This window comes from Caenispirillum salinarum (assembly GCF_044803115.1).
GTDB classification, from domain to species: Bacteria; Pseudomonadota; Alphaproteobacteria; order Rhodospirillales; family Rhodospirillaceae; genus Caenispirillum; species Caenispirillum salinarum_A.
In genome coordinates this window covers 3,636,684-3,657,627 of record NZ_CP085224.1, presented here as the reverse complement: position 1 = coordinate 3,657,627, position 20,944 = coordinate 3,636,684, and the positions used below count along the sequence as shown (strand labels likewise).

Below are 20,944 nucleotides of genomic sequence, written 5' to 3'. Positions count from 1 at the left end.
GAAAATCGGGGGAGGGGGACGCCATGCCCGACACCACGCCCGACGCCGGCCGCACGGCCGGCGGCACGCGCATTGCGCGCGCGCAGACGGAGGGCGACCGCGCCGCCGTCTTCCGCTTCCGCTACGGCCTCTACGTCGACGGCATGAAGAAGCGCATCGCCGCCGCCGACCACGCGCGGCGCATGCTGGAAGAACCGCTGGACGCGACGGGGCGCATCTACACGGCCGAGGCGGGCGGGGAAATCTGCGGCACGCTGCGCGTCAACCACGCCGCCGAGTTCACGCAGGCGCATCCCCTGCCGCAAGGGCTGGTGGACATGCACGCGCTGGGGCCGTTCCTGGAGACCTGGCCCGAGGCGCTGACCTTCACCTCGCGGCTGATGGTGGCCCTGACGCGGCGCGGCTCGGCCATGCTGCACCGGCTGATCGGCCGCGCCTATGCCGACGCCCTGGCCGACGGCCGCGCCTTCGATTTCTGCTATGCCCCGCCGTACCTGGTGGAGATGTACCTGCAACTGGGCTACCGGCTCTACACCAAGTCGAAAACCGACCCGTCCGTCGGCTATCTGGTGCCGCTGGTGCTGCCGCTGCGGGATTGGGACCATTTGGCCGACGTGAACTCTCCGTTGCTGCGCGTGGCGACCAGGGCCGGGGCGACGGAAGGGCCGCGTGATGATGCTGTGGTCTGGTTTCACGAGCATTACGGACCGGCGCTGGAAAGCTTCGACGGCCGTTACGACGCGGACCGCGCCTGGGCGCAGCTCAGCCACGCCATGCACGCGCTGTCAGACAACAGCCCCGGCGTCTTTTCCGGCTTCACCGGCGATGAGGTGCAGCGTGTGCTGCGCTCCAACGCCGTCCTGCGCTGCCCGGCCGGCGACCGCGTCGTGCAGCGCGGCGACAGCCGGGACGAGATGTTCGTGGTGCTGTCGGGCCGCGTCGTCGTGCGGCTGGAGGCCGACGGGCCGCCAATCACCGAACTAGGGCCGGGGCAGGTGTTCGGCGAGATGTCCATGCTTAACCGGGCGCCGCGCTCGGCCTACGTGGACGTGGTGGAGGACTGCGAGATCCTCACCTACACCCGCCAGGCGCTCGACCGCCTGATGAAGGTGGAGCCCGAACTGGCCGCGCGGCTCCTGCTCAACCTCGCCAACATTCTGGGCACGCGGCTGACCAGCACCAACGACCACCTGCGCGGAACGGGAGACAGCGCATGACAACCGACCTCGGGTCCTACGCCTTCGGCACCTTCTCGGAAAACGAGGCCGAACTGGAGCGTCTGCAACGCCAGGCTTCCATCGCCTGGCCCATCGAACGCGCCGCCCTGCGCGCCGCCGGCCTGAAGCCCGGCATGGCGGTGGCGGACCTGGCCTGCGGCCCCGGCATTCTCTCGCGCCTGATGGCCGAGGAAGTGGGCGCCGAGGGCCGCGTGACGGGGGTGGAGCTGAACACCGGCCTGCTTTCAGTCGCCCGCGCCCTGCCGCTAACACCGGGGGGGTCGGTGACGTTCGAGGAAGGCAACGTCTACGACCTGTCCAACCTGCCGGCGGGATGCTTCGACATCGCCTACGCGCGGTTCCTGTTCCAGCACCTGGAACGCCCGCTGGACGCGCTGGCGGCGATCCGGCGCATTCTGAAGCCGGGCGGTCGGCTGCTCATCGCCGACAGCGACGACGCGCTGTTCGACGTAGTGCCGCGCCCGGCGGCGCTGGACGTGCTGTTGCAGGAGGCCCTGGCCGGCCAGCAGGCGCGCGGCGGCGACCGACTCATTGGCCGGCAGCTGGCGGGGCTGATGCACCGGGCCGGGTTCGTCGGCGTGCGGCCGTCGGTGGTGAGCGTGACGACGGACGACATCGACCCGGTGTCCTTCCTGGAGATCACCACCTCGTTCAAGGTGGAACTACTGCCGGAAGACCGCCGGGCGTGGGCGCGCGACCTGCTGGCGGAGACCTACGCGGCGGCGCGGGACGGGGCGTTATATGGGTCGGTGGGGGTGTATTTTACGTCGGGCGTGGTGCCGGAATAGCCATCAAGGCACGAAGAACACCAAGAGGGTGTGCTGACGGTGGCGGTCGTGCGTCATCGGCTGACGGTATTTTTTTTGAACCACCAAGTCACCAAGGCACCAAGACAGCGCGCGACGGCGCGCGTTCCTCCTCCTCGGTAATGCTGTCTCCTGGTTGTCCAACCTGCGACAAGGAATCGCGGGAAGCGCGAGGGGCCCACGGTGGGCCCCTCGCATGTTTTTCTAGGCCACCGCTGTTTCAGGTACGGTGCAGCGGTGGAGCGCCCGATGCAGCCTCTCCCGGTCGATGGTCTTGCCGATGGCCATGACGCGGGCGGTGTCTTCGGGCCGGGCGGCGTGGGCGGCGATGGAGGGCTCGCCGCCGGCCACGTCCACCTGAAGCCATCCGTCCTCCACTTGCAGGATGCCCTTCAGGCGGTCGATGTCGCCGAAGGCTCCGGCAGCGACGGCCTCCAGCACGCTGCGCAGGGCGCGGGCGTCGTGGAAGCCGGGGAGGGCGGTGCTCCAGTTCTCCAGGCCGAGCGCGACGGGGCCGTGGTCGTGGTGGTGGTGTTCATGCTCATCCGCGTGCTCATCGTGTGAATGCGTATGAGCCTGCACGGCGGGTGCTGCCTTCCACGCCGCCGCCCGCGCCGGGTCCACCGCGCCGTAGACGGCGGGCAGGATCTCGGCGTGGGGGTTGAGGCGCTTCAGCGTGTCGGTGGTGATCGCCAGATCCTCGGCGGTGGCGCGGTCGGTCTTGTTGAGGATGAAGACGGGTGCCAGCCGCGCCTGGGCCTCGAAGTATTCGGGCAGGCGGGCGTGGTCGCGCAGGAAGGCGCCGGCGTCGATGACGGTGGTCAGGCGAAGGCTTTTCACCAGCCCCTTGACCTCCGGCCCGTGCAGGACGCGCAGCAGGGATGTCACGTCGGCCACCCCGCTGGGCTCGATGAGCACGCGGTCGGGCGCCATGCGGGCGATGACGTCCTTCAACTGCGCCGCCAGGTCCTTGCGAAGCGAACAGCAGATGCAGCCGTTGGGCAGTTCCACCACGTCCGCGCCCCGGCCGGACAGCAGCGTGCCGTCCAGGCCCAGTTCTCCGAAGTCGTTGACCAGCACGACGGTCTTTTCCTCTGGATCGACCTCGTTCAGCATCCGGCGCAGGACGGTGGTCTTGCCGGCGCCCAGGAAGCCGACGACGATTTCCGCGTCGAACGGCTTGGCGGGGGCATCGCCGCGCGCCTTCAGCCCCGGTTGCCACAGGCCGGCGGTGGGCAGGGGCAGCACCAGCAGCCAGTGTTCCAGCACCGCCAGCGCCATGAAGGCGGCGAGGAAGGTGAAGCCCACGGCCTCGAACGCGGTCGGGGCGTTGGCGGCCTTCATCACCAGGACGTAGGTGATGATCGACGAAATGGTCACCGACACCGGGAACAGCAGGTTCATGGGCTTCTTGGTAAAGTAGCTTTTCAGGAAGCTCAGGTGTTCGGGCAGGAATTCCTCGTTGAGGTTCCGCACGCCGAGGAAGACGTTGAGCTTGGCACTCTGGTGCATCCACCAGAGGATGAGGAAGGTCCACAGGCCCACCTGGTTGGGCGCGTCCCAGGTCAACGCCACCACCACGCCGGCGGCGGCGATGATCGCCAACTCGTGCCAGAGGTTGGTCATGATGGCATGGCCGAAGTGCGCCCAGCCCTTGCAGCCCTCCTTGCAGGGTTGTTTCCGCGGGCCGGTGACGTAGCCCATGTAGAAGCTGATCTCCTGCCAGCCCCAGGCCAGCACACCGCAGGTAAACGCGACATAGGCGCCGGTGACGGACGTGTCGCCGGCGCTGGCATAAAGGCCGTACAGGCAGGCGCCGAGAACGGCGGTGGCGCCCAGCAGGCTCCACTTGAACGTGCGCTTGGGCAGGTTGTCCAGGTAGATGATGAGCACGGTGCTCGCCCACCAGACGAACAGGCCGTAGAGCACGGGCAGGACGTAGTTGCTCATGTCGATCCCCTCACCACACGGGCTTCAGGCCGACGCGCGCCGGCAATGCATTGCGCCGGGACGGCAGCAGGTAGAGGCGGGCGAGCGTCGCGGCCGACGCCACCGAACAGCCGAGCTTCCTCACCCAGCCGGTGACGCCGCCGCGCGCCTTGGCGGCCTCGGCGGCGCGGGAGATGCGCAGCAGGCGGTCCAGTCCGGCGCGGAAGCGCGCGTCGTCGGTGTCGAGCGTCAGCGGGAAGACCTGGCGGGAGATTTCCGTCGTCAGGTCGAAGACCTTGTAGTCGTATTCCGTCGGCTCGATCCCCAGCGCGTCGTACAGCTCGGGCCGGCCGTGGTCGCGGACGTACATGGTGGCGTAGACGGCCAGCAGGAAGAACTTGATCCATAACTTGTTCCAGCCGCGCAGAAGCTTCGGGTCCGCTCGCATGATGAGGGCGAAGGCCTCGCCGTGGCGGAACTCGTCGTTGCACCATTCCTCGAACCAATTGAAGATCGGGTGGAACTTATGGTGCGGGTTCCGCTGCAAGTGCCGGTAGATGGTGATGTAACGGGCGTAGCCGATCTTTTCCGACAGGTAGACGGCATAAAAAATGAACTTGGGCCGGAAGTAGGTGACAGCCTTGGTTTTCGCCAGAAGACCCAAGTCCAGCCCCAGGTCGAAGTCCTTCAGGCTTTCGTTGATGAAGCCGGCGTGGCGGCTCTCGTCGCGCGTCATCAGGCCGAACAGGTCGCGCACGTCCGGGTTGGTCGCGTTCTTCTTGATGTCGGCGTAGAGCAGGCAGCCGGAAAACTCCGACGTGCAGGAACTGGTCAGGAAGTCGATGAACTCCGCCCGCAGGCCCTCGGGCAGGCCGCTGACGTCGGTGCGGAAGTCCTCCGGCCGGGTGAAGTGGCGGCGGTTGTTGTCTTCCTTCATTTCCGCGATCAGGGCGTCCCATTCCTCGCGCACCGGGCTCACGTCCAGCCCGTCGATCGCCTTGAAGTCGGTGGTGTAGAAGCGCGGCGTCAGAAGAGTCTCCTCGCGCGCCTTCTGCGTGGTCATGGACTCGCTCGCGCAGCGGGCGGCGGCGGCGGTCGCCGGGCCGGCGGTGGCGGTGACGGGCGTGACGGCGTTCATGGCGTCGTCCTTTCGGAAGGGGTGTCGAACAGGCGCGCAAAGGCGCCCGCGTTGTCGCGGCCGAAGGCTTCCAGCGCCACCCGGTTGCCGGTGGCTGTGTCGGTCAGCCACAGGCGGCCGTCGCCCCAGCGGGTGAGGCGAAACGGTGTGTCGGGGCCCGCGCCTTGTGCCAGGCGGTCCTGCCCCAGGCCGTGCATGACGGCGCGCAGGAAGCCTTCCGCATTCCGGTCGACCACATGCAGCACGCGGCCGTCGCGGGCGTCGCGGAAAGCGAGGCGGCCGTCGGCGTGGTCGTGGACCGTGAAGGCGACGGTTTCCGCCACGGCCACGTCGGCGACCGTGGAGTCCGCCGTGGTGCGGCCGAGCCCGGTAAGGCTGCTGAAGCCCGCCGCCGCGACCGCCACCGCCACCAGCAGTCCGGCGCCGATGAGCAGCGGGCGGGGAAGCGTTCTGTCGGCGAAGGACCGGCTCATGGCGGGGCTCCTACTCGGCGGCCTGGGCGGTGTGGGGCGCCATGGCCGGCTCGGCCTCGTCCCCGGCCTTGCGGCGGGCCATGTCGGCGCGCAGGGCGGAGGCGAGCACGGTGGCGACGGCGGCGCCCTCGGGGACGCAGCGCAGCATGGGCTGGGGGCGCCCCAGCTTCCACGGGCGGGCGTGCGGCCACAGGATGCCGAAGCCGATGCGCTCTCCGCTTATCAAGGCCACGGGAATGTCGCCGATGCCCTTGCTCTGCGGGCGGAAGCGGGCGATGGCGATCAGGTTGAAGGGCACGGTGATGACCAGCGGCAGGGCAATGCCGATGCGCAGCACGATGCGCCGGTCGGTGATGGTGTAGACGGTCGCCTTGGCGCTGAAGAACCCGAGCGCCGCCAGGATACCCACCGCCACCGCGCCGCCGACGGTGACCATGGCGGCGGTCTTGGCCGTTTCCGCCAGCGTGTCGCCGTCGGCGATGGCGCTCGCCACCACCCAGGCCAGCAGGGCGGCGAAGTAGACCGCCACCTTGCGCACATGGAAGGCGTGGATGGCGAGGCGCGTCCACGCCGGGCGGCCCTGCCACAGGATGCGCTCTCCTTCCGGCAGGGGCGCGGGGAGGCCGGGGACGGGCTCGAACTCGTGGTCGTGCGGGTCCGGCAGGGGAGGGGTGGAGGATACGTGGCTCATAGCAGCGGCTCCCCGCGCTTGGGCTCGGCATACAGCAGGCCGCCGGCGTAGTAGGCGTTGATCTTGTCTTCCTCCAGCGCCGTGATCTGGTGCGGGCTCTTGATGACCGGCACGGTGGCGAAATGGTGGGACATCAGCGCGTCCACGCGAATGTTGCGCCAGCGCCGGCTGATGTTGGCGAAGACGATGGGCAGCAGGACCGTCTTCTCCGTCTCGCCGGGGGCGGCGGGCACATTCATTTCCAGATAGCGGATGTATTGCTCGGCGATGTCGACCCAGATGTCGGTGACGCGGCCCGCCACCTTGTTGTCGGCGGCGATGACGTCCATGCCGCGCGGATCGACATCCATGGCGGGCACCTTCTGGCCAGGGGCGGCGCGCATGGGCACCACCTGGGGCAGGCCGTCGAAGGTGAGGAACGGCTTGTCGATGCGGTTCACCCACGACCCCGGCCCGATGCCCGATTGCAGCGGATCGCCCAGCGGCTCGATGGGGGCGCCGGGATGCGGCCAGGTGGCCTTGGCCTGGATTTCGCGCTCCACCTCGTCGGGGCGCGGGGCCAGCACGGTGCGGCCGTCGCGGGTGTGGAAGGTCTTGGGCTTGGGCACGGGCGGGAAGCCCTGCACGGTCACCCGGCCCCGTTCGCGGCCCTCCAGCGGATAGCCCTCGCGCTTGTCCTCCCGCCGCAGGTACAGGATCAGCAGCGCGAAGAACAGGAAGAACGCGTACAGGACCACCTGTGCGACGTCGATGTACTCGGTGATGGCGCCATAGGGCATGGTGGGCCTCCTTGGTGGACGGGGCGGTGGTCAGCCGGGGAACTCTGCCAGGCCGAAGGGCCGCGTGGGGCGGTCGGTCCGCGCGCGGGCGTGGCGCACCAGCGGGCCGATGGCGATGAGGGTGGCGAACAGCAGGATGATCTCGATCTGGTAGACGGCGGCATAGCCGGTGGCCGGAGAGACGAGGGCCGAGCCGAGCCCGCCGGCCATCGCAGCCTCTCCCACGGCATCGCGGATGACGCCGCCCAAGCCCAGCGCCGCACCGGCGGCGGTGGCCTGCACCGCGCCCCAGGCGCCCAGCGCCAGGCCGTTGCCGCGACCCTCTCCCAGCGCCATGGCGGCGGTCAGGGTGCCGACCGCGAACAGCCCGCCGCCGAAGCCGATCAGCACCGTCCCGGCGCGGAACAGGGCGGGGGAGTGCGTAGGCGCTGCGAAGATGACGCAGGAGAACGCCGCCACGCCCGCCAGCGCGCCGAGAGCGGCGATGCGGTGCGGGTCCTGCCCCTGTCCCAGCGCGCGGGCAGCAAGCGCGAAACCGATGAGCGTGCCGCCGGCCAGCAGGGCGGTCAGCATGGTCGTCGCGCCGACGCCGAGCGCCAGGATCTCGCCGCCATACGGTTCCAGCAATATGTCCTGCATGGAAAAGGCGGCCGCACCCAGTCCGGTGGCGACCAGCAGGCGGCGGGCGCCCTTGACGGCGGCGAAGGCGCGCCACGTCTCGCGAAAGGCGGGGCGGGGGGAATCGGCGCCGGTGCGGGCGTGGGCGCGCGCCTCCTGCTTCCACAGCGCCAGGCCGTTGAGGATCAGGCTGGCGAGCGCCGCACCCTGGATCACCTGGATCAGGCGCATGGGGCTGTAGGCGGCCAGCGTGGCGCCGACGACGACGGACGCCGCCACCATCCCCACCAGCAGCATGACGTAGAGCAGCGGCACCACGCGCGGGCGGGCATGGCGGGGTGCGAGATCGTCGGCCAGCGCCAGGCCGGCGGTCTGCGCCATGTGCATCCCGATCCCCACCAGCAGGAAGGCGAGTGCGGCGGCGACCTCTCCGGCGTAGGGCACCTGCGGCCCCAGCGTGTCGCCCGACAGCACCAGCAGGGCAAAGGGCATGATGGCGAGGCCGGCGAATTGCAGCATGGTGCCCATCCAGATGTAGGGCACCCGCCGCCAGCCCAGGACGGAACGATGGGTGTCGGACTTGTGGCCGATCAGCGCGCGGAAGGGCGCGGCGACCAGCGGCAGGGCGATCATCACGGCGACCAGCCCGGCGGGCACGCCCAGTTCCACGATCATCACGCGGTTGAGCGTGCCGTTCAGCAGCACCAGCGCCACCCCGACGGAGACCTGGAACAGCGACAGCCGCAGCAGACGGCCGAGCGGCAGTTCCTTCGTCGCGGCATCGGCGAAGGGGAGAAGGTGCGGCGTCAGGCGGCGCCAGGCCGCCACCGCCGGAAAGGGCGCGGTCAGCCTGCGCATGGTCCGACGGCCTCCAGGGCCTGCGAGATGTAGAACCCCCGGCTCACCCGCCGCGTGCGGGCGAGGTGCCAGCCCACCAGCGACGCATCGGCGGCGGCGCGGCGGTGGAAGCCGTCCAGGCTCACCGGCTCGATGGACGGCGCCCGGTCGCCGCGCGGGAACAGGCGGCCGATGCCGTGCATCATCGCCAGCGCCGGGGTGCGCGGGGCCAGGGTGAAGACCACCGACGCCCGCGCCCGCGCCGCCAGCCCGGCCAACATGCGGACCGCATCGGCGGTGTCGTAATGGATCAGGCTGTCCATGCACACCGCATGGTCGAAGGGGCCCAAGGCCGGGTCCAGCATGTCCCCCACATGGAAGGACAGGCGGCCGCGAAGGTCCGCCGGCATCCGTTCGCTGGCGAGGCGGATGAGGGTGGGCGACAGGTCGACGGCCACCACCTCCGCCCCGCGCCGGGCGGCTTCCACCGCCAGCGCGCCGGTGCCGCAGCCGGCATCCAGCACGCGGGCGCCGGTCAGGTCCTCGGGCAGCCAGGAAAGGAGGGTGGTGCGCATGGTGTCGCGGCCCTCCCGCACGGTGGCGCGGATGCGCCCGACCGGGGCGTCGGAGGTCAGGCGTTCCCAGGCGTGCACGGCCGTGCGGTCGAAGTAGGTTTCGATCTCGGCCCGGCGGGCTGTGTAGGAGGCGGCGGTGGTGTCCATCAGTCGAACCCCAGCAGGTCGAAGATTTCCCGGTCTTGCAGGGACTTGGCGTCCAGCGGCTCCACCCCGGCCCAGAGGCTCGCGGCGAGGCGCAGGTACTCGTTCTGCACGGCCTCCAGCTCCGGGCCGCCGTCCATCTCGAACAGGGTCGCTTTCTTCAGCCGGCTGCGGCGGATGACGTCCAGGTCCGGCAGGTGGGCGAGGGTCTTCATCCCGGTGGCGGCGTTGAACCGCTCGATCTGGTCGGTGTCGGCGCTGCGGTTGGCGATGACGCCGCCCAGCCGCACGTCGTAGTTCTTCGCCTTGGCCTGGATGGCGGCGACGATGCGGTTCATGGCGAAGATGCTGTCGAAGTCGTTGGCCGCGACCACCAGCGCCCGGTCGGCGTGCTGGAGCGGGGCGGCGAACCCGCCGCACACCACGTCGCCCAGCACGTCGAAGATGACGACGTCGGTGTCTTCCAGCAGGTGATGCTCCTTCAAAAGCTTCACCGTCTGGCCGACCACGTATCCGCCGCATCCCGTGCCGGCGGGCGGGCCGCCGGCTTCCACGCAGAGCACGCCGTTGTAGCCCTCGTACACGAAGTCATCGAGGGACAGTTCCTCGGTGTGGAAGCGCACGCTTTGCAGGGTGTCGATGACGGTGGGCACCAGCCGCTTGGTCAGGGTGAAGGTGCTGTCGTGCTTGGGATCGCAGCCGATCTGCACCACCCGCTTGCCCAGCTTGGAAAAGGCGACGGACAGGTTGGACGACGTGGTGCTCTTGCCGATGCCGCCCTTGCCGTAGACGGCGAACACCTTGGCGCCGTCGATCTCCATGGGCAGGTCCATGTGCACCTGCACGCTGCCGTCGCCGTCGCCATCGCGCGGGGGCCGTTTCACGGGGGAGTCGAGCACGGGGCAAATCTCCTGTCGGTTATTCGGCGGCCATGCCGGGGGCCGGGGAGACGCCTTCCAGGCGGTCTTCCAGGTCCTCGCCGGCGTCTTGCAGCGCGCGGAGCGTTTCGGGGTCGGGGGTCCAGTAGTGGCGTTCGTGCGCCTCCAGCAGGCGGTTGGCGACACGGGCGGACGCGGTCGGGTTCAGGGCGGCCATGCGCTCGCGCATCTGCTCGTCCAGCAGGAAGGTCTGGGTCAGGCGCTGGTAGACCCAGGGTGCGACCTGCCCGGTGGTGGCCGACCAGCCCATGGTGTTGGTCACGGCGGCCTCGATCTGGCGCACGCCCTCGTGGCCGTGGGACAGCAGGCCCTCGTACCATGTCGGATTCAGCATCCGCGTGTGGGTTTCCAGCGCGACCTGTTCGGCCAGGGTGCGGACGGCGGCGTTGGTGCCGCGCGTCTGGTCGCCGATGTAGACCGGCAGCGCATCGCGCGATCCCTTGGCGCGGCGGGCGGCCCGGCTGATGCCGCCGAGGGTGTCGAAGTAGTGTTCGATGGTGGTGATGCCGAGTTCGGCGCTCTCCAGGTTCTGATAGGCGAGCGCCACACCGGCCAGCATGTCGCACAGCAGTTCCGGCTGCTTCACCGCAGCACCCTTGCGGCCGTAGGCGAAGCACTTGCGGCGGCTGAAGGTCTCGGCCAACTCGTCCTCGTCGCCCCAGCACCCGCTGTCGATCAGGTGGTTGACGTTGGACCCATAGGCACCGTCGGCGTTGGAGAACACCCGCAGCGCCGCCGTTTCCATGCCGCAGCCGTGGGCCTCCGCATAGGCCAGCGCGTGCTTGCGGACGAAGTTGTCCTCCGGCGCCTCGTCCTCGGCGGTGGCGGCGAGCCAGGCGGCTTCAGCCAGCAGGCGCGTTTGCAGCGGCAGCAGGTCGCGGAAGATGCCGGACAGCGTCATCACCACGTCGATGCGCGGACGGCCCAGCTCCGGGAGCGGGATCAACTGCGCACCGGTCAGCCGGCCGTAGGCGTCGAAACGCGGGCGGGCGCCGAGCAGCGCCAGGGCCTGGGCCAGCGGAGCGCCGCCGCTTTTCAGGTTGTCGGTCCCCCACAGCACCAGGGCGACGCTTTTCGGCAGGCCGTGGCCCTCGGCGGTGTGGCGGGCGAGGATGCGGTCGGCCTGACGGGCGCCATCGGCCACGGCCCAGGCATCGGGAATGCGGTAGGGGTCGAAGCCGTGCAGGTTGCGGCCCGTCGGCAGCACGTCGGGCGTGCGCAGGATGTCGCCGCCGGGGGCGGGGCGGATGTAGCGGCCGTCCAGCGCGCGCAGCAGGGCGGGAAGCTCGTGATCCTCCCGCAGCCGCCGGTCCCACTCGGCCAGGGCGTCGGCCTGTTCGCGCGGCAAGGCGGAACGGCCGCCGGTGACGATCGCCGCCACCCCCGCGCGGTCTGGGCGCGTGCCGTGGGCGGCCTCGGCCATGGCCGAAAGCATGTCGATGCGGGCGTCTTCGGCGGGCGGGCGGCCGACCACGTGCAGGCCGTGGGGGATGAGCGTCTGTTCCAGCCCCAGCACCGCATGGCCAAGCGCGGCGACGGCCCCATGCGGATCGCGCGTCCAGGCATCGGCGCCGGGGCCGACGTCCACCGCCCGCGCCTGAGCCCGGAGCGTTTCGGCAAGGCGCGTGCGGTCCTCGATGGCATCAAGGGGAAGGGCGCGCCACCGCTCGATGCCGTCCCTGATCTCCAGAAGCTCCCGGTGCAGCCCGGCTTCGGCGAGCGGCGGCGTCAGGTGGGTGACCATGGTCGCCGCCGTCCGCCGCTTGGCGAGCGTCGCCTCCGACGGGTTGTTGGCGGCGTAGAGGTAGACGTGCGGCAGGGCGCCGATCAGGTGGTCGGGCCAGCAGGTGCCCGACAGCCCCGCCTGCTTGCCCGGCATGAATTCCAGGGCGCCGTGCATGCCGAAGTGCAGCAGGCTGTCGGCGGCGAAGTCCTCCCGCAGCCAGCGGTAGAAGGCGGAGAACGCATGGGTCGGCGCCGATCCGCCCTCGAACATCAGCCGCATGGGGTCGTCCTCGTGGCCGAAGGCGGGCTGGACGCCGACGAAGACGTTGCCGAAGGTTCGGCCCAGCACGAAGATGCCGCCGCCGTCGCTCTGGTGCCGGCCCGGCGCCGGCCCCCATTGCGCCTCGATCTCCGCAAGCCTTGCCTCGCGCCGCACATGATCGTCGGCGGAGATGCGGGCCGCGACGTTGGCCGGCTGGCCGTGGCGTTCGGCGGTGCCTTCCAGCACGGCGGCGCGCAGGGCGTCCACGTCCTCGGGCACGTCCACGCCGTAGCCGTCGGCCTTCAGCGCCGCCAGGGTGTTGTGAAGGCTTTGGAAGACGGACAGATAGGCCGCCGTGCCCGTGGCGCCGGCGTTGGGCGGGAAGTTGAACAGCACCACGGCGACCTTGCGCGCGGCCTTGGCGGTTTTGCGCAATGCCACGCGCTTCGCCACCCGCGCGGCCAGCATGGCGCAGCGCTCGGGCTCGGGCGCCATGGCGGGGGCGCCGCCGGGCGTTTCCGTGCGGCCGCCGTAGAGCATGGGGGAGATGGCGCCGTCCAGTTCCGGGATGGCGACCATCATGGTGGCCTCCACCGGCATCAGCCCCCGCGGAGACCCGCGCCACTGCTCCAGCGTCTGGAACTCCAGGGCGTGGGCGGTGAGGATCGGCACGTCGAGGCTCGCCAGCGTTTCCTCGGCGGCTTTCGCGTCGTTGTAGGCCGGGCCGCCCACCAGGGAGAAGCCGGTCAGCGAAACCACCGCATCCACCGCCGCCGCGCCGTCGTCGGACCGGAAGAAGGCGTCCACCGCCGGGCGCGCGTCCAGGCCGCTCGCAAAGGCCGGACGCACCGCCAGCCCCTGCGCCTCCAGCGCCCGGATGACGCCGTCATAGTGCGCGGTGTTGCCCGCCAGCACGTAGGATCGCATGAGCAGCAGGCCCACCGTCCCCTTGCACGGCGACGGCCGGGGCAGGGCGGCAAGGTCGGTGGTGGCGCGCACCGTCAGGTCCGGGTGATACAGACCGACTTCGGGGTATTCCACCGGCTCGCGCGGCTTCAGCCGGCCGTGCAGGGCGCGGCGGGGGCCGGTGGCGTAGCGGTCGACCAGGAAGCGCACCAGGCTGGCGATGTTCTCTTCCGACCCCGCCAGCCAGTATTGCAGCGTGAGGAAATAGGCCCGCAGGTCCTGCGCCTTGCCGGGAATGAGCCGAAGGATGCGGGGGATGCGTTTCAGCATCGCCATCTGGTTCGCACCACTGGCCCCGCCACCCTTCTTTTTGCTCCGGTCGCCGCGCAGGCGCTTGAGCAGCGCCAGCGGCCCCCGGTCGGCGCCGTCCATGCGGAAGGGGCCCAGCTTCGTGCAGCGGATGACCTCGCCGGCCGACATGCAGCCAACCAGGGCGTCGCACTGCTCCCGCCGCGCCTGAAGGGCGGGCAGGATGGCCTTCACGTGGTCGTCCATGAAAAGCATGGTCGCGAGGATGACGTCGGCCTGGGCGATGTCGGCCTTGCAGCGTTCCAGCGCGCCCGCGTCGTGCTCCCACTCCACCGCGCTGTGCAGGGTGAGCGTCAGGCCCGGCAGGTCGCGGGCGAGATCGGTGCGCGCGCGGTCCAGGGCGCCGGCCAGATGGGCGTCCAGCGTCACGATCACCACACGGACCGGCACGACGCCGGCCGGGGCGCGGTCAGCGTCCGAAATGTGCCTTGGCGTCATAGAGCGTCTCGATGGTGATGGTGGACAGGCCGTGGCCGGCGGCGAAGCGTTCGGTGTTGCGCCGCGCCTTGCCACGCACGAAGAAGGGGATCTTTTTCAGCTCCAACTCGGCGTCGGCGGCCCAGGACAGGGCGGCGGCGGCGGTGTCTTCGACGACCTGCGCGGGCGTGGGCATGGGAATGGGCGGCCCCAGGTGCGAGGGCGCGGCCTCGCCGTGGAATTCCGGGTCGTCGCGGAACATGGTCAGCAGGTGTTCCTCCAGCCCCATCATCAGCGGATGCACCCAGGTGTCGAAGATCACGTTCGCACCCTCTATCCCCATCTGCGGGGCATAGCGCGCGGGGTGGTCCTGGACGTGGACGGGGGCGGAGATGACGGCGCAGGGCAGGCCCAGGCGCTTGGCGATGTGGCGCTCCATCTGCGTGCCCAGCACCAGCTCGGGCCGGGCGGCGGCGATGGCCTCCTCCACCTCCAGCATGTCGTCGGTGATGAGGGCGTCGAGGCCGAGGCGGTCGGCGGCAGCGCGGACGTCACGGGCGAATTCCCGGCCGTAGGTGCCCAGGCCGCAGACCGTGAACCCCAGTTCCTCCGACGCCACACGGGCGGCGGCGACGGCGTGGGTGGCGTCGCCGAAGATGAACACGCGCTTGCCCGTCAGGTAGGTCGAGTCGACCGAGGCCGCGTACCACGGCATCCGCGCCTGCGCCTCGACAGCCGCCAGGGCCGGAGCAGGGTCGACGCCGGCCAGTTCGGCGGCCTCCCGCAAAAAGTCGCGGGTGGCGTTCAGGCCGATGGGGACGGTGCGGGTGTGCGGCTGACGGAAGGTGCGCGACAGCCACTTGGCGGCGGTGTCGGCGATTTCCGGGTACAGGACCACGTTGAAGTCGGCGTCCGGCAGGCGCACCAGATCGGCCGGAGAGGCCTCCCACGGCGCGGTGACGGCGACGTCGATCCCCAGCAGCGACAGCAGCCGACGCACTTCCGCCTGGTCGTCGCGATGACGGAAGCCCAGCGCCGCCGGACCCAGGATATTGGCGGTGGGACGGGCGCCGGCGGGCCTGGGACCATACGTCCGGCCCCGGCAGCACCCGCGCACCAGGGCGTGGAAGGTCTCTGCCGCGCCCCAATTCTCTTTCCGCTGATAGCTGTTCAGGTGCAGCGGGATCACCGGCACCGGCAGGTCCAGCGCCTTGGCGAGGCCTCCGGGGTCGTCCTGGATCAGTTCCCCGGTGCAGGACGCGCTGACGATCATGGCCTGCGGGCGGAAGCGATCATACGCCGCGCGCGCCGTGTCCTTGAACAGCGCGGCGGTGTCGCCGCCAAGGTCGCTGGCCTTGAAGGTGGTGTAGGTGACCGGGGGGCGGCGGTCGCGCCGCTCGATCATGGTGAACAGAAGGTCGGCGTAGGTGTCGCCCTGCGGTGCGTGCAGCACGTAATGCACGCCGCGCATGGCCGTGACCACCCGCATGGCGCCCACGTGGGGCGGGCCGTCGTATGTCCAGACCGTCAGGCGCATGAGACGGCTCCGCGCGCGGATCGGGACGAAAAAGTGGCGTGGCGGCGAGGCATGGCAACGGTCCTCCTCGTGGCACCTGGAGAAAGCGTAAGGCCGTCGCCGTCGGAGTGTCAAGTGCAGTTGACGTAAACATGACAATGCGTATCCGATCGGATAAAAATGCACCCGGTCGGAGATTTCTGAGTATACCGAGGGAACAATTCCACGCATGTCGCGGTTGAAGGACTGCGTCACGCGCTCCTCCTCCTCCCAGACCATCCGGCCCCGTGCCGGGGGCCTTGACGCCAACGACCGGTCCGCTCAAGCGGCGCCGCGTCGATGCCGGCACGCTTCCGCATGGGCGCCGGGCCCGACGGAGACGCCGCCGACACCGACGCGCCCCGTGACGGCGAGATCAGACCGTGTCCGGCGATGGCCGGCCGTGCGGTCCGGCTGTCATGAATCGGGGAGGTCAATGGTATGGATGTGTCGACACGCGACGCCCTGGTGGAAGGGCGTGGAGCCGCCGACGATCAAAGACACGGCGCGCTGGGATGGTCGCTGGCAGCGCCGGAAGTCCGCTTTTCCGCGACCCCGCCGGTAATCCTGCCGGGGATGGGCTACATCCGCCACTTCGCCGACCTGGCGATGAAGGGCGATGCGGAAACCGCGGTGGCCCATGTGCAAAAGCTGCATGCGGCCGGTTTTACCGCCGAAACCCTCTGCACGGATCTTCTGGGTCCCGTCGCGCGCCGCCTCGGCGTCTGGTGGGAGGAAGACCTGTGCTCCTTCGCCGACGTCACGCTGGGGTGCTGCAACCTGCAACAGGCGCTGCACGCGCTCGGCCCCCGCTTCACAACCACCGCGCCGGTGGCCGGTGAAGGCGGACGGACCATCCTGCTGTGCCCCGTGCCGGGCGAACAGCATGGGTTCGGCCTGTCGGTGGTGGCGGCCTTCCTGCGCCGCGCCGGCTGGGTCTGCGCCCGCGACTGCTTCCGCTCCGGTGCCGCGCTGGCCGGGGCGGTGCGCCGGCGCCGCGTGGGCATGGTGGGCCTGTCCGCCTCCTGCGAGCGCCACCTGAACCCGCTGACGCAGGCCATCACCGCCGTCCGTCGCTCCGCCGGCGACCGGCCGGTGCAGGTGCTGGTGGGCGGCGCGCTGTTCGTGGATCACCCGGAATGGGCCGTCGACGTGGGCGCCGACGCCATGGCCACCGACGGCCACGACGCCGTTCTTCAGGCGGAAACCCTGTTGGCAATGACATGAGGCGGGGCTTTACCAGGCAATGATGAAGCCGCAGGCCGCTGCCCCGGCGGCCTGGCAGGTCGTCTGCGCGATGCGGGCGCGCGGCGTGACCAGTGTCAGGAAAAGATGACGGAAGGTGCCGGCGTAGTAGTCGCACAGCACCTCCTCCGACGCCGCGAGGGCGCCCCGGCACAAGGGGCATCCCTTGATCTCGAGCACCACCGGCCGGCCGGCCCGGTGGGTGAAGGTGCCGCTGCCGGCAAAGGTCCAGGCATGGGCGCCGATGGAGCCCAGCAGCATCCGCGCCGCCAGTGTCGGGGGCAGAACCCGCAGCACCCTTTGGGCAGCCGGCGGGATGCGATGGGCGAGCAGGTAGTCGGCCGTCCGCACCCCCGCATCATCGGCCACCGCGCGCGCCTCCGCCACGCCCAGATGCGCGCGCAGGGCCGCGTGCAGGGCGGTGACCATGCGCTCGTCCACCATGGTCCGCGGCGGGGTGTCCAGATACCGCGCCACCCCGGCCGCGGCGAACACCGCCGCCGCCTCCGCCGGTCCGTACGACTCCTTCAGCGCCGCCGCCACCTGGATCAGGGCGTTGGGACCGATGACGCCGGCCGCCGCCGCCAGGACCGCATCGGGCGCGTGATCCTGGATGGCCGGCCGGGGCATGGCCTCAGGCGTCCTCCATCTGCTGACGGCCGCCGCCGCAGGCCATGGTGGCCTCCGGTTCCGTCGGCGCGTCCGGCTTGCGGCCGCGCTCGGCGGCGGCCTGCCAGTCGTCGGTGCTGGCGGGCAGGGGCGCGCGGGTGCGGCGCTCGTCGAAGTGGAAGTCCACCGTCTCCTTGGACTGCGGGCCCCAGTAGCCCACCTTGCCCAGGTCATAGAACGTGCGCTGCACGCCTGCCTTCAGGAACGCCTTCAGGCATCCCAGCAGGTAGCGGCGGCGGAAGCCGGTGCCGCGCCAGGGGTAGTGGAGCAGCGCCTTGCGCATGTAGAAGCGCCGGTAGTTGTGCATCACCCGGTCCAGAAGCTCCGCCCGGTCCATGGCCTCGGGCTTCATGATGGGGGTGACGAAGTTGTATTTCTCGAAGTCGAAGACCTCCACCTTCTCCCCCAGATCCTGGAACAGGGGCGAGAACGGCCAGGGCGTGTACATGGCCCAGTTGGCGAGGTCGGGGTCCCAGTCCTTCGCCATGCGGTAGGTTTCTTCCAGGGTTTCCGGCGTTTCGTTGTCCAGCCCGACGATGAACTGCGCCTCCACGAAGATGTCGGCCTCGCGCAGAAGGCGGATGGCGCGGGCGTTCTCCTCCACCTTGGTTTCCTTGTTGAAGCGGTCCAGCTTCAACTGCGCGGCGGCCTCCGTGCCCAGCGACACATGCACCAGCCCGGCCTTGCGGTAGAAGGGCAGCAGGTCCTCGTCGCGCAGTATGTCGGTGACGCGGGTGTTGATGCCCCAGGTGATCTTGTCCGGCAGGCCGCGGTCGATCAGTCCCTGACAGAACTGGATGAACTTCTTGCGGTTGATGGTCGGTTCCTCGTCGGCCAGGATGAAGAACCCGACGCAGTGGTCGTTGACCAGCCCCTCGATCTCGTCGACAACCTTTTTGGGGTCGCGGATGCGGTAGTCGCGCCAGAACTTCCACTGGCTGCAGAAGCTGCATGTAAAGGGGCAGCCACGCGCCATGTTGGGAATGGCGACCTTCACACCCAGCGGCACGTACCGGTAGTCGTCCCACGACAACAGGCCCCAGTCGGGCGTGATGGCATCCAGGTCCTTGACGGTCGGCGCGGCGGGCGTGGCGATGATCTGCTCGCGGTTCTCGTCGCGGTATGCGATGCCGCGCACGGCGGCGCGGTCGGCCGGCCAGCGGCCCTCGTCGACCGCGCGCACCAGGTTGACGATGATTTCTTCGCCCTCGCCGCGCACGATGGCGTCGATGAAGGGCGCCTCCGTCAGCACCTGCTGGTACATGAAGGTCGCGTGCACGCCGCCCAGAACGGTCACGGCCTCCGGCACTTCCTCCTTGGCGATCTCAAGCAGCCGTTCCGCCTTGTAGATTGACGGCGTGATGGCCGTCGCGCCGATCACGTCGGGCTGAAGGTCGCGCAGGCGGGCGCGGACCGTGTCGTCGTCCAGGTGATGGGTCATGGCGTCGATGAAGGTGACGTCGGTGAACCCGGCTGCCTTCAGGGCGCCGCCGATGTAGGCCGCCCAGGCCGGCGGCCAGCTTCCGGCGATCTCCGCCCCGCCCGAGTGATAGTTGGGATGGATCAGGACGATGCGCATGGCTCAGGCCCTCTTGCTCTGGTCTTGGCCGCGCGCCAGCAGCGCGCGGCGGGTCAGCGGGCGGGTGAACAGTTCGGCCAGGTCGGCGGCGTGCTCGAACCCGTGGACGGGGGAAAAGACCAGCTCGATGGACCACTTGGTCGCCAGCCCCTCGGCCTCCAGCGGATTGGCGAGGCCGAGGCCGCAGACGGTCAGGTCCGGCCGGGCGGTGCGGGCGCGGTCCAGTTGCCGGTCGACGTCCTGGCCCTCCGACAGGGGCGTGCCCTCGGGCAGCAGCGCCAGTTCGGCGGCCATGTGGCGGCGGTGGAGGTAGGGCGTGCCGACTTCCGTCAGCGTCATGCCCATCTCGCGCGCCAGGAACCGCGCCAACGGGATCTCCAACTGCGAGTCGGGGAAGAAGAACACCGACTTGCCGGCCAGCCTTTCCCGCGCCGCCGCCAGCGCCTTTACCGCCCGCGCCTTGCCCGGCGCGATGGCGGCGGCGAACCGATCCTCCGGCACGCGAAACGCCCGCGCGCCCTCGCGCAGCCAGGCTTCCGTGCCCTCGGCGCCGAAGGGGTAGGGGGCGGACAGCACCTCGGCTCCGCGCCCCTCCAACGCCTTGGCGGTGGCGGCGAGGAAGGGCTGCGCCATGAGCACGCGCGTTCCCGGCCCCACGGCGGGCAGGACGGAGGCCTCGCGGGCGGGCAGGAACCCCGCGTTCTCCAGCCCCATGGCGGCGAACAGCCGGGCGAACTGGTCTTCCACCAGGTCGGGCAGCGATCCGATGACCAGCAGCGACGCCGCGTCCGCCGCCGCCGCCGGCATCTCCGGCACCAGGGAGGCGAGGCAGGCGTCTTCCCCTTCCGTGAACGTCGTCTCGATGCCGCTGCCGGAGTAGGCCAGCACGCGCGTCGCCGGCAGGTGGCGGCGCGAAAGCCGCTGGGCGGCGCGGGAGAGGTCGATCTTGATGACCTCGGACGGGCACGATCCCACCAGGAACAGCGTCTTTACGTCCGGCCGGCGGGCCAGCAGGCGGTCCACCACGCGGTCCAGCTCGTCGTTGGCGTCGGCCAGACCCGCGAGGTCCTGTTCCTCCAGGATGGCGGTGGCGAAGCGCGGCTCGGCGAAGATCATCACCCCGGCGGCGGACTGCATGAGGTGGGCGCAGGTGCGCGACCCCACGATCAGGAAGAAGGCGTCGCGCATCTTGCGGTGCAGCCAGATGATGCCCGTCAGGCCGCAGAACACTTCATGCTGGCCGCGTTCCCGCAGCACCGCCGGCGGAGTGTCGTCGCAGCCGCCGGCGGGCGGGGCGGGGTCGGAGCGGTCGAAGGGGGTCATTCCGCCGGCTCCGCCCCGGCGGGCAGGCCGCCTTCGACCTCGTCACGCTCCTGGCGGCGGGCGGCGCGCAGCTTCAACACGAACTGCCCGGCGTTGACCACGTAGGCCACATAGGCCGCAAGCGCCAGCAGAAGCTGCCCCGTCGCGTCCAGCCAGCCGAAGGCCACCGCGCCCAGGTAGGCGGTGTGCAGGGCCAGCACCAGCATGCTGACCACGTCTTCCCAGAAGAAGGCCGGGGCGAAGAGGTAGCGGCCGAAGACCTTTTTCTCCCAGATCGCCCCGGTGACCATGATGGCGTAGAGCACCAGCGTCTTGGCCACCACCGATCCGGTGGCGAGCGCATAGCCCTCGCCGGTCGCCAGCGTGCGAAGCACCAGGGCCAGGCTGACCACGAACACCAGGAACTGCACGGGCGCGAGCACACCCTGCACCAGCGTCCACGGCGACTCGTCGCGCCGTCGCCGTTCGTCGGGCGTGTAGAGGGGCCGCACCGGCCGAATGCGGCCGACGGCGGCGGCGTGCCTGGCGTTGGCGCGGCGCACGGCGGCGCGGTGCCGGGCCAGGCCGGAGGTGGCCGTCCACGGGCAGCCGTCGATGGCGGCGATGGCGCGGTCGATGTCCAGCCAGCCCGCAAGGCGGGTGCCGAAGGTCGGGGCGTAGGGGCGGGCGTCCGCCAGATGCTGACGCATGACGATCCTCCTCGAGGCTCAGCGCATGGACGGAGTCTG

The 20,944-nt window shown here is 70.3% G+C and carries 17 protein-coding genes; 3 read left to right on the top strand and 14 right to left on the bottom strand.

The features are described 5' to 3' along the window. Nucleotides 1-23: 23 nt before the first annotated feature. Both LG334_RS16755 and LG334_RS16750 read left to right on the top strand, forming a co-directional pair. Nucleotides 24-1,217, top strand: a complete 1,194-nt coding sequence (locus LG334_RS16755) for a Crp/Fnr family transcriptional regulator (RefSeq protein ID WP_404379779.1) — start codon at nt 24-26, stop codon at nt 1,215-1,217. Then, nucleotides 1,214-2,026: a methyltransferase domain-containing protein gene (locus tag LG334_RS16750; protein ID WP_404379778.1), complete on the top strand. Its 813-nt coding sequence runs from the start codon at nt 1,214-1,216 to the stop codon at nt 2,024-2,026. Before LG334_RS16755 ends, LG334_RS16750 begins: the two co-directional genes overlap by 4 nt. Nucleotides 2,027-2,248: 222 nt before the next feature. Here LG334_RS16750 and puhE read toward each other — a convergent pair whose 3' ends face one another. The 10 genes from puhE to bchB form a co-directional block, all read right to left on the bottom strand. Next, on the bottom strand, nt 2,249-3,994 hold the full coding sequence (gene puhE / locus LG334_RS16745; RefSeq protein WP_404379777.1) for a putative photosynthetic complex assembly protein PuhE: 1,746 nt from the start codon (nt 3,992-3,994) through the stop codon (nt 2,249-2,251). Between the two features lie 10 nt (nt 3,995-4,004). Further along, nucleotides 4,005-5,111 (bottom strand): magnesium-protoporphyrin IX monomethyl ester (oxidative) cyclase, encoded by a 1,107-nt coding sequence (gene acsF / locus LG334_RS16740; RefSeq protein WP_404379776.1) that lies wholly within the window; start codon nt 5,109-5,111, stop codon nt 4,005-4,007. Next, nucleotides 5,108-5,584, bottom strand: coding sequence for a photosynthetic complex assembly protein PuhC (gene puhC / locus LG334_RS16735; protein WP_404379775.1), 477 nt, complete (start codon nt 5,582-5,584; stop codon nt 5,108-5,110). Before puhC ends, acsF begins: the two co-directional genes overlap by 4 nt. Nucleotides 5,585-5,594: 10 nt before the next feature. Next, on the bottom strand, nt 5,595-6,275 hold the full coding sequence (gene puhB, locus LG334_RS16730; protein ID WP_404379774.1) for a photosynthetic complex putative assembly protein PuhB: 681 nt from the start codon (nt 6,273-6,275) through the stop codon (nt 5,595-5,597). Next, on the bottom strand, nt 6,272-7,054 hold the full coding sequence (puhA, locus tag LG334_RS16725; protein ID WP_404379773.1) for a photosynthetic reaction center subunit H: 783 nt from the start codon (nt 7,052-7,054) through the stop codon (nt 6,272-6,274). The genes puhB and puhA overlap by 4 nt, the downstream gene beginning before the upstream one ends. A 30-nt stretch (nt 7,055-7,084) precedes the next feature. Next, a complete protein-coding gene (locus LG334_RS16720; RefSeq protein WP_404379772.1) occupies nt 7,085-8,530 on the bottom strand; it encodes a BCD family MFS transporter in 1,446 nt (481 codons plus the stop codon). Further along, complete coding sequence (bchM, locus tag LG334_RS16715) at nt 8,518-9,231, bottom strand: magnesium protoporphyrin IX methyltransferase (protein ID WP_404379771.1); 714 nt, start codon at nt 9,229-9,231, stop codon at nt 8,518-8,520. The genes LG334_RS16720 and bchM overlap by 13 nt, the downstream gene beginning before the upstream one ends. Continuing rightward, nucleotides 9,231-10,061: a ferredoxin:protochlorophyllide reductase (ATP-dependent) iron-sulfur ATP-binding protein gene (gene bchL, locus LG334_RS16710; protein ID WP_404386402.1), complete on the bottom strand. Its 831-nt coding sequence runs from the start codon at nt 10,059-10,061 to the stop codon at nt 9,231-9,233. Before bchL ends, bchM begins: the two co-directional genes overlap by 1 nt. Nucleotides 10,062-10,146: 85 nt before the next feature. Next, nucleotides 10,147-13,866: a magnesium chelatase subunit H gene (locus tag LG334_RS16705; protein ID WP_404379770.1), complete on the bottom strand. Its 3,720-nt coding sequence runs from the start codon at nt 13,864-13,866 to the stop codon at nt 10,147-10,149. After that, nucleotides 13,838-15,382 carry a ferredoxin:protochlorophyllide reductase (ATP-dependent) subunit B gene (gene bchB / locus LG334_RS16700; protein ID WP_404379769.1) on the bottom strand — a complete coding sequence of 515 codons (1,545 nt, stop codon included), beginning with the start codon at nt 15,380-15,382 and terminating at the stop codon, nt 13,838-13,840. Before bchB ends, LG334_RS16705 begins: the two co-directional genes overlap by 29 nt. A gap of 459 nt (nt 15,383-15,841) precedes the next feature. On the opposite strand from bchB, the gene LG334_RS16695 reads away from it, so the two are divergent. Then, on the top strand, nt 15,842-16,627 hold the full coding sequence (locus LG334_RS16695; protein WP_404379768.1) for a B12-binding domain-containing protein: 786 nt from the start codon (nt 15,842-15,844) through the stop codon (nt 16,625-16,627). Nucleotides 16,628-16,636: 9 nt separating this feature from the next. Here the strand turns inward: LG334_RS16695 and bchJ are convergent, their stop codons facing one another. The 4 genes from bchJ to bchF are packed head-to-tail and all read right to left on the bottom strand — an operon-like array spanning nt 16,637 to nt 20,905. Further along, nucleotides 16,637-17,275 carry a bacteriochlorophyll 4-vinyl reductase gene (gene bchJ / locus LG334_RS16690; protein WP_404379767.1) on the bottom strand — a complete coding sequence of 213 codons (639 nt, stop codon included), beginning with the start codon at nt 17,273-17,275 and terminating at the stop codon, nt 16,637-16,639. 4 nt (nt 17,276-17,279) lie between these two features. Next, the gene (gene bchE / locus LG334_RS16685; RefSeq protein ID WP_404379766.1) at nt 17,280-18,893 is read right to left on the bottom strand and encodes a magnesium-protoporphyrin IX monomethyl ester anaerobic oxidative cyclase; all 1,614 of its coding nucleotides are present in this window, start codon (nt 18,891-18,893) and stop codon (nt 17,280-17,282) included. Nucleotides 18,894-18,896: 3 nt separating this feature from the next. Further along, a complete protein-coding gene (locus LG334_RS16680; protein ID WP_404379765.1) occupies nt 18,897-20,216 on the bottom strand; it encodes a ferredoxin:protochlorophyllide reductase (ATP-dependent) subunit N in 1,320 nt (439 codons plus the stop codon). Then, nucleotides 20,213-20,905: a 2-vinyl bacteriochlorophyllide hydratase gene (gene bchF, locus LG334_RS16675; RefSeq protein WP_404379764.1), complete on the bottom strand. Its 693-nt coding sequence runs from the start codon at nt 20,903-20,905 to the stop codon at nt 20,213-20,215. Before bchF ends, LG334_RS16680 begins: the two co-directional genes overlap by 4 nt. Nucleotides 20,906-20,944: the final 39 nt, after the last annotated feature.

Excerpts from the sequence above, each read along its gene's own strand:
- LG334_RS16755 (WP_404379779.1), top strand. The coding sequence starts at position 24 with ATGCCCGACACCACGCCCGACGCCGGCCGCACGGCCGGCGGCACGCGC.
- LG334_RS16750 (WP_404379778.1), top strand. The coding sequence starts at position 1,214 with ATGACAACCGACCTCGGGTCCTACGCCTTCGGCACCTTCTCGGAAAAC.
- puhE (WP_404379777.1), bottom strand. The coding sequence starts at position 3,994 with ATGAGCAACTACGTCCTGCCCGTGCTCTACGGCCTGTTCGTCTGGTGG.
- acsF (WP_404379776.1), bottom strand. The coding sequence starts at position 5,111 with ATGAACGCCGTCACGCCCGTCACCGCCACCGCCGGCCCGGCGACCGCC.
- puhC (WP_404379775.1), bottom strand. The coding sequence starts at position 5,584 with ATGAGCCGGTCCTTCGCCGACAGAACGCTTCCCCGCCCGCTGCTCATC.
- puhB (WP_404379774.1), bottom strand. The coding sequence starts at position 6,275 with ATGAGCCACGTATCCTCCACCCCTCCCCTGCCGGACCCGCACGACCAC.
- puhA (WP_404379773.1), bottom strand. The coding sequence starts at position 7,054 with ATGCCCTATGGCGCCATCACCGAGTACATCGACGTCGCACAGGTGGTC.
- LG334_RS16720 (WP_404379772.1), bottom strand. The coding sequence starts at position 8,530 with ATGCGCAGGCTGACCGCGCCCTTTCCGGCGGTGGCGGCCTGGCGCCGC.
- bchM (WP_404379771.1), bottom strand. The coding sequence starts at position 9,231 with ATGGACACCACCGCCGCCTCCTACACAGCCCGCCGGGCCGAGATCGAA.
- bchL (WP_404386402.1), bottom strand. The coding sequence starts at position 10,061 with ATGGACCTGCCCATGGAGATCGACGGCGCCAAGGTGTTCGCCGTCTAC.
- LG334_RS16705 (WP_404379770.1), bottom strand. The coding sequence starts at position 13,866 with ATGACGCCAAGGCACATTTCGGACGCTGACCGCGCCCCGGCCGGCGTC.
- bchB (WP_404379769.1), bottom strand. The coding sequence starts at position 15,382 with ATGCGCCTGACGGTCTGGACATACGACGGCCCGCCCCACGTGGGCGCC.
- LG334_RS16695 (WP_404379768.1), top strand. The coding sequence starts at position 15,842 with ATGGATGTGTCGACACGCGACGCCCTGGTGGAAGGGCGTGGAGCCGCC.
- bchJ (WP_404379767.1), bottom strand. The coding sequence starts at position 17,275 with ATGCCCCGGCCGGCCATCCAGGATCACGCGCCCGATGCGGTCCTGGCG.
- bchE (WP_404379766.1), bottom strand. The coding sequence starts at position 18,893 with ATGCGCATCGTCCTGATCCATCCCAACTATCACTCGGGCGGGGCGGAG.
- LG334_RS16680 (WP_404379765.1), bottom strand. The coding sequence starts at position 20,216 with ATGACCCCCTTCGACCGCTCCGACCCCGCCCCGCCCGCCGGCGGCTGC.
- bchF (WP_404379764.1), bottom strand. The coding sequence starts at position 20,905 with ATGCGTCAGCATCTGGCGGACGCCCGCCCCTACGCCCCGACCTTCGGC.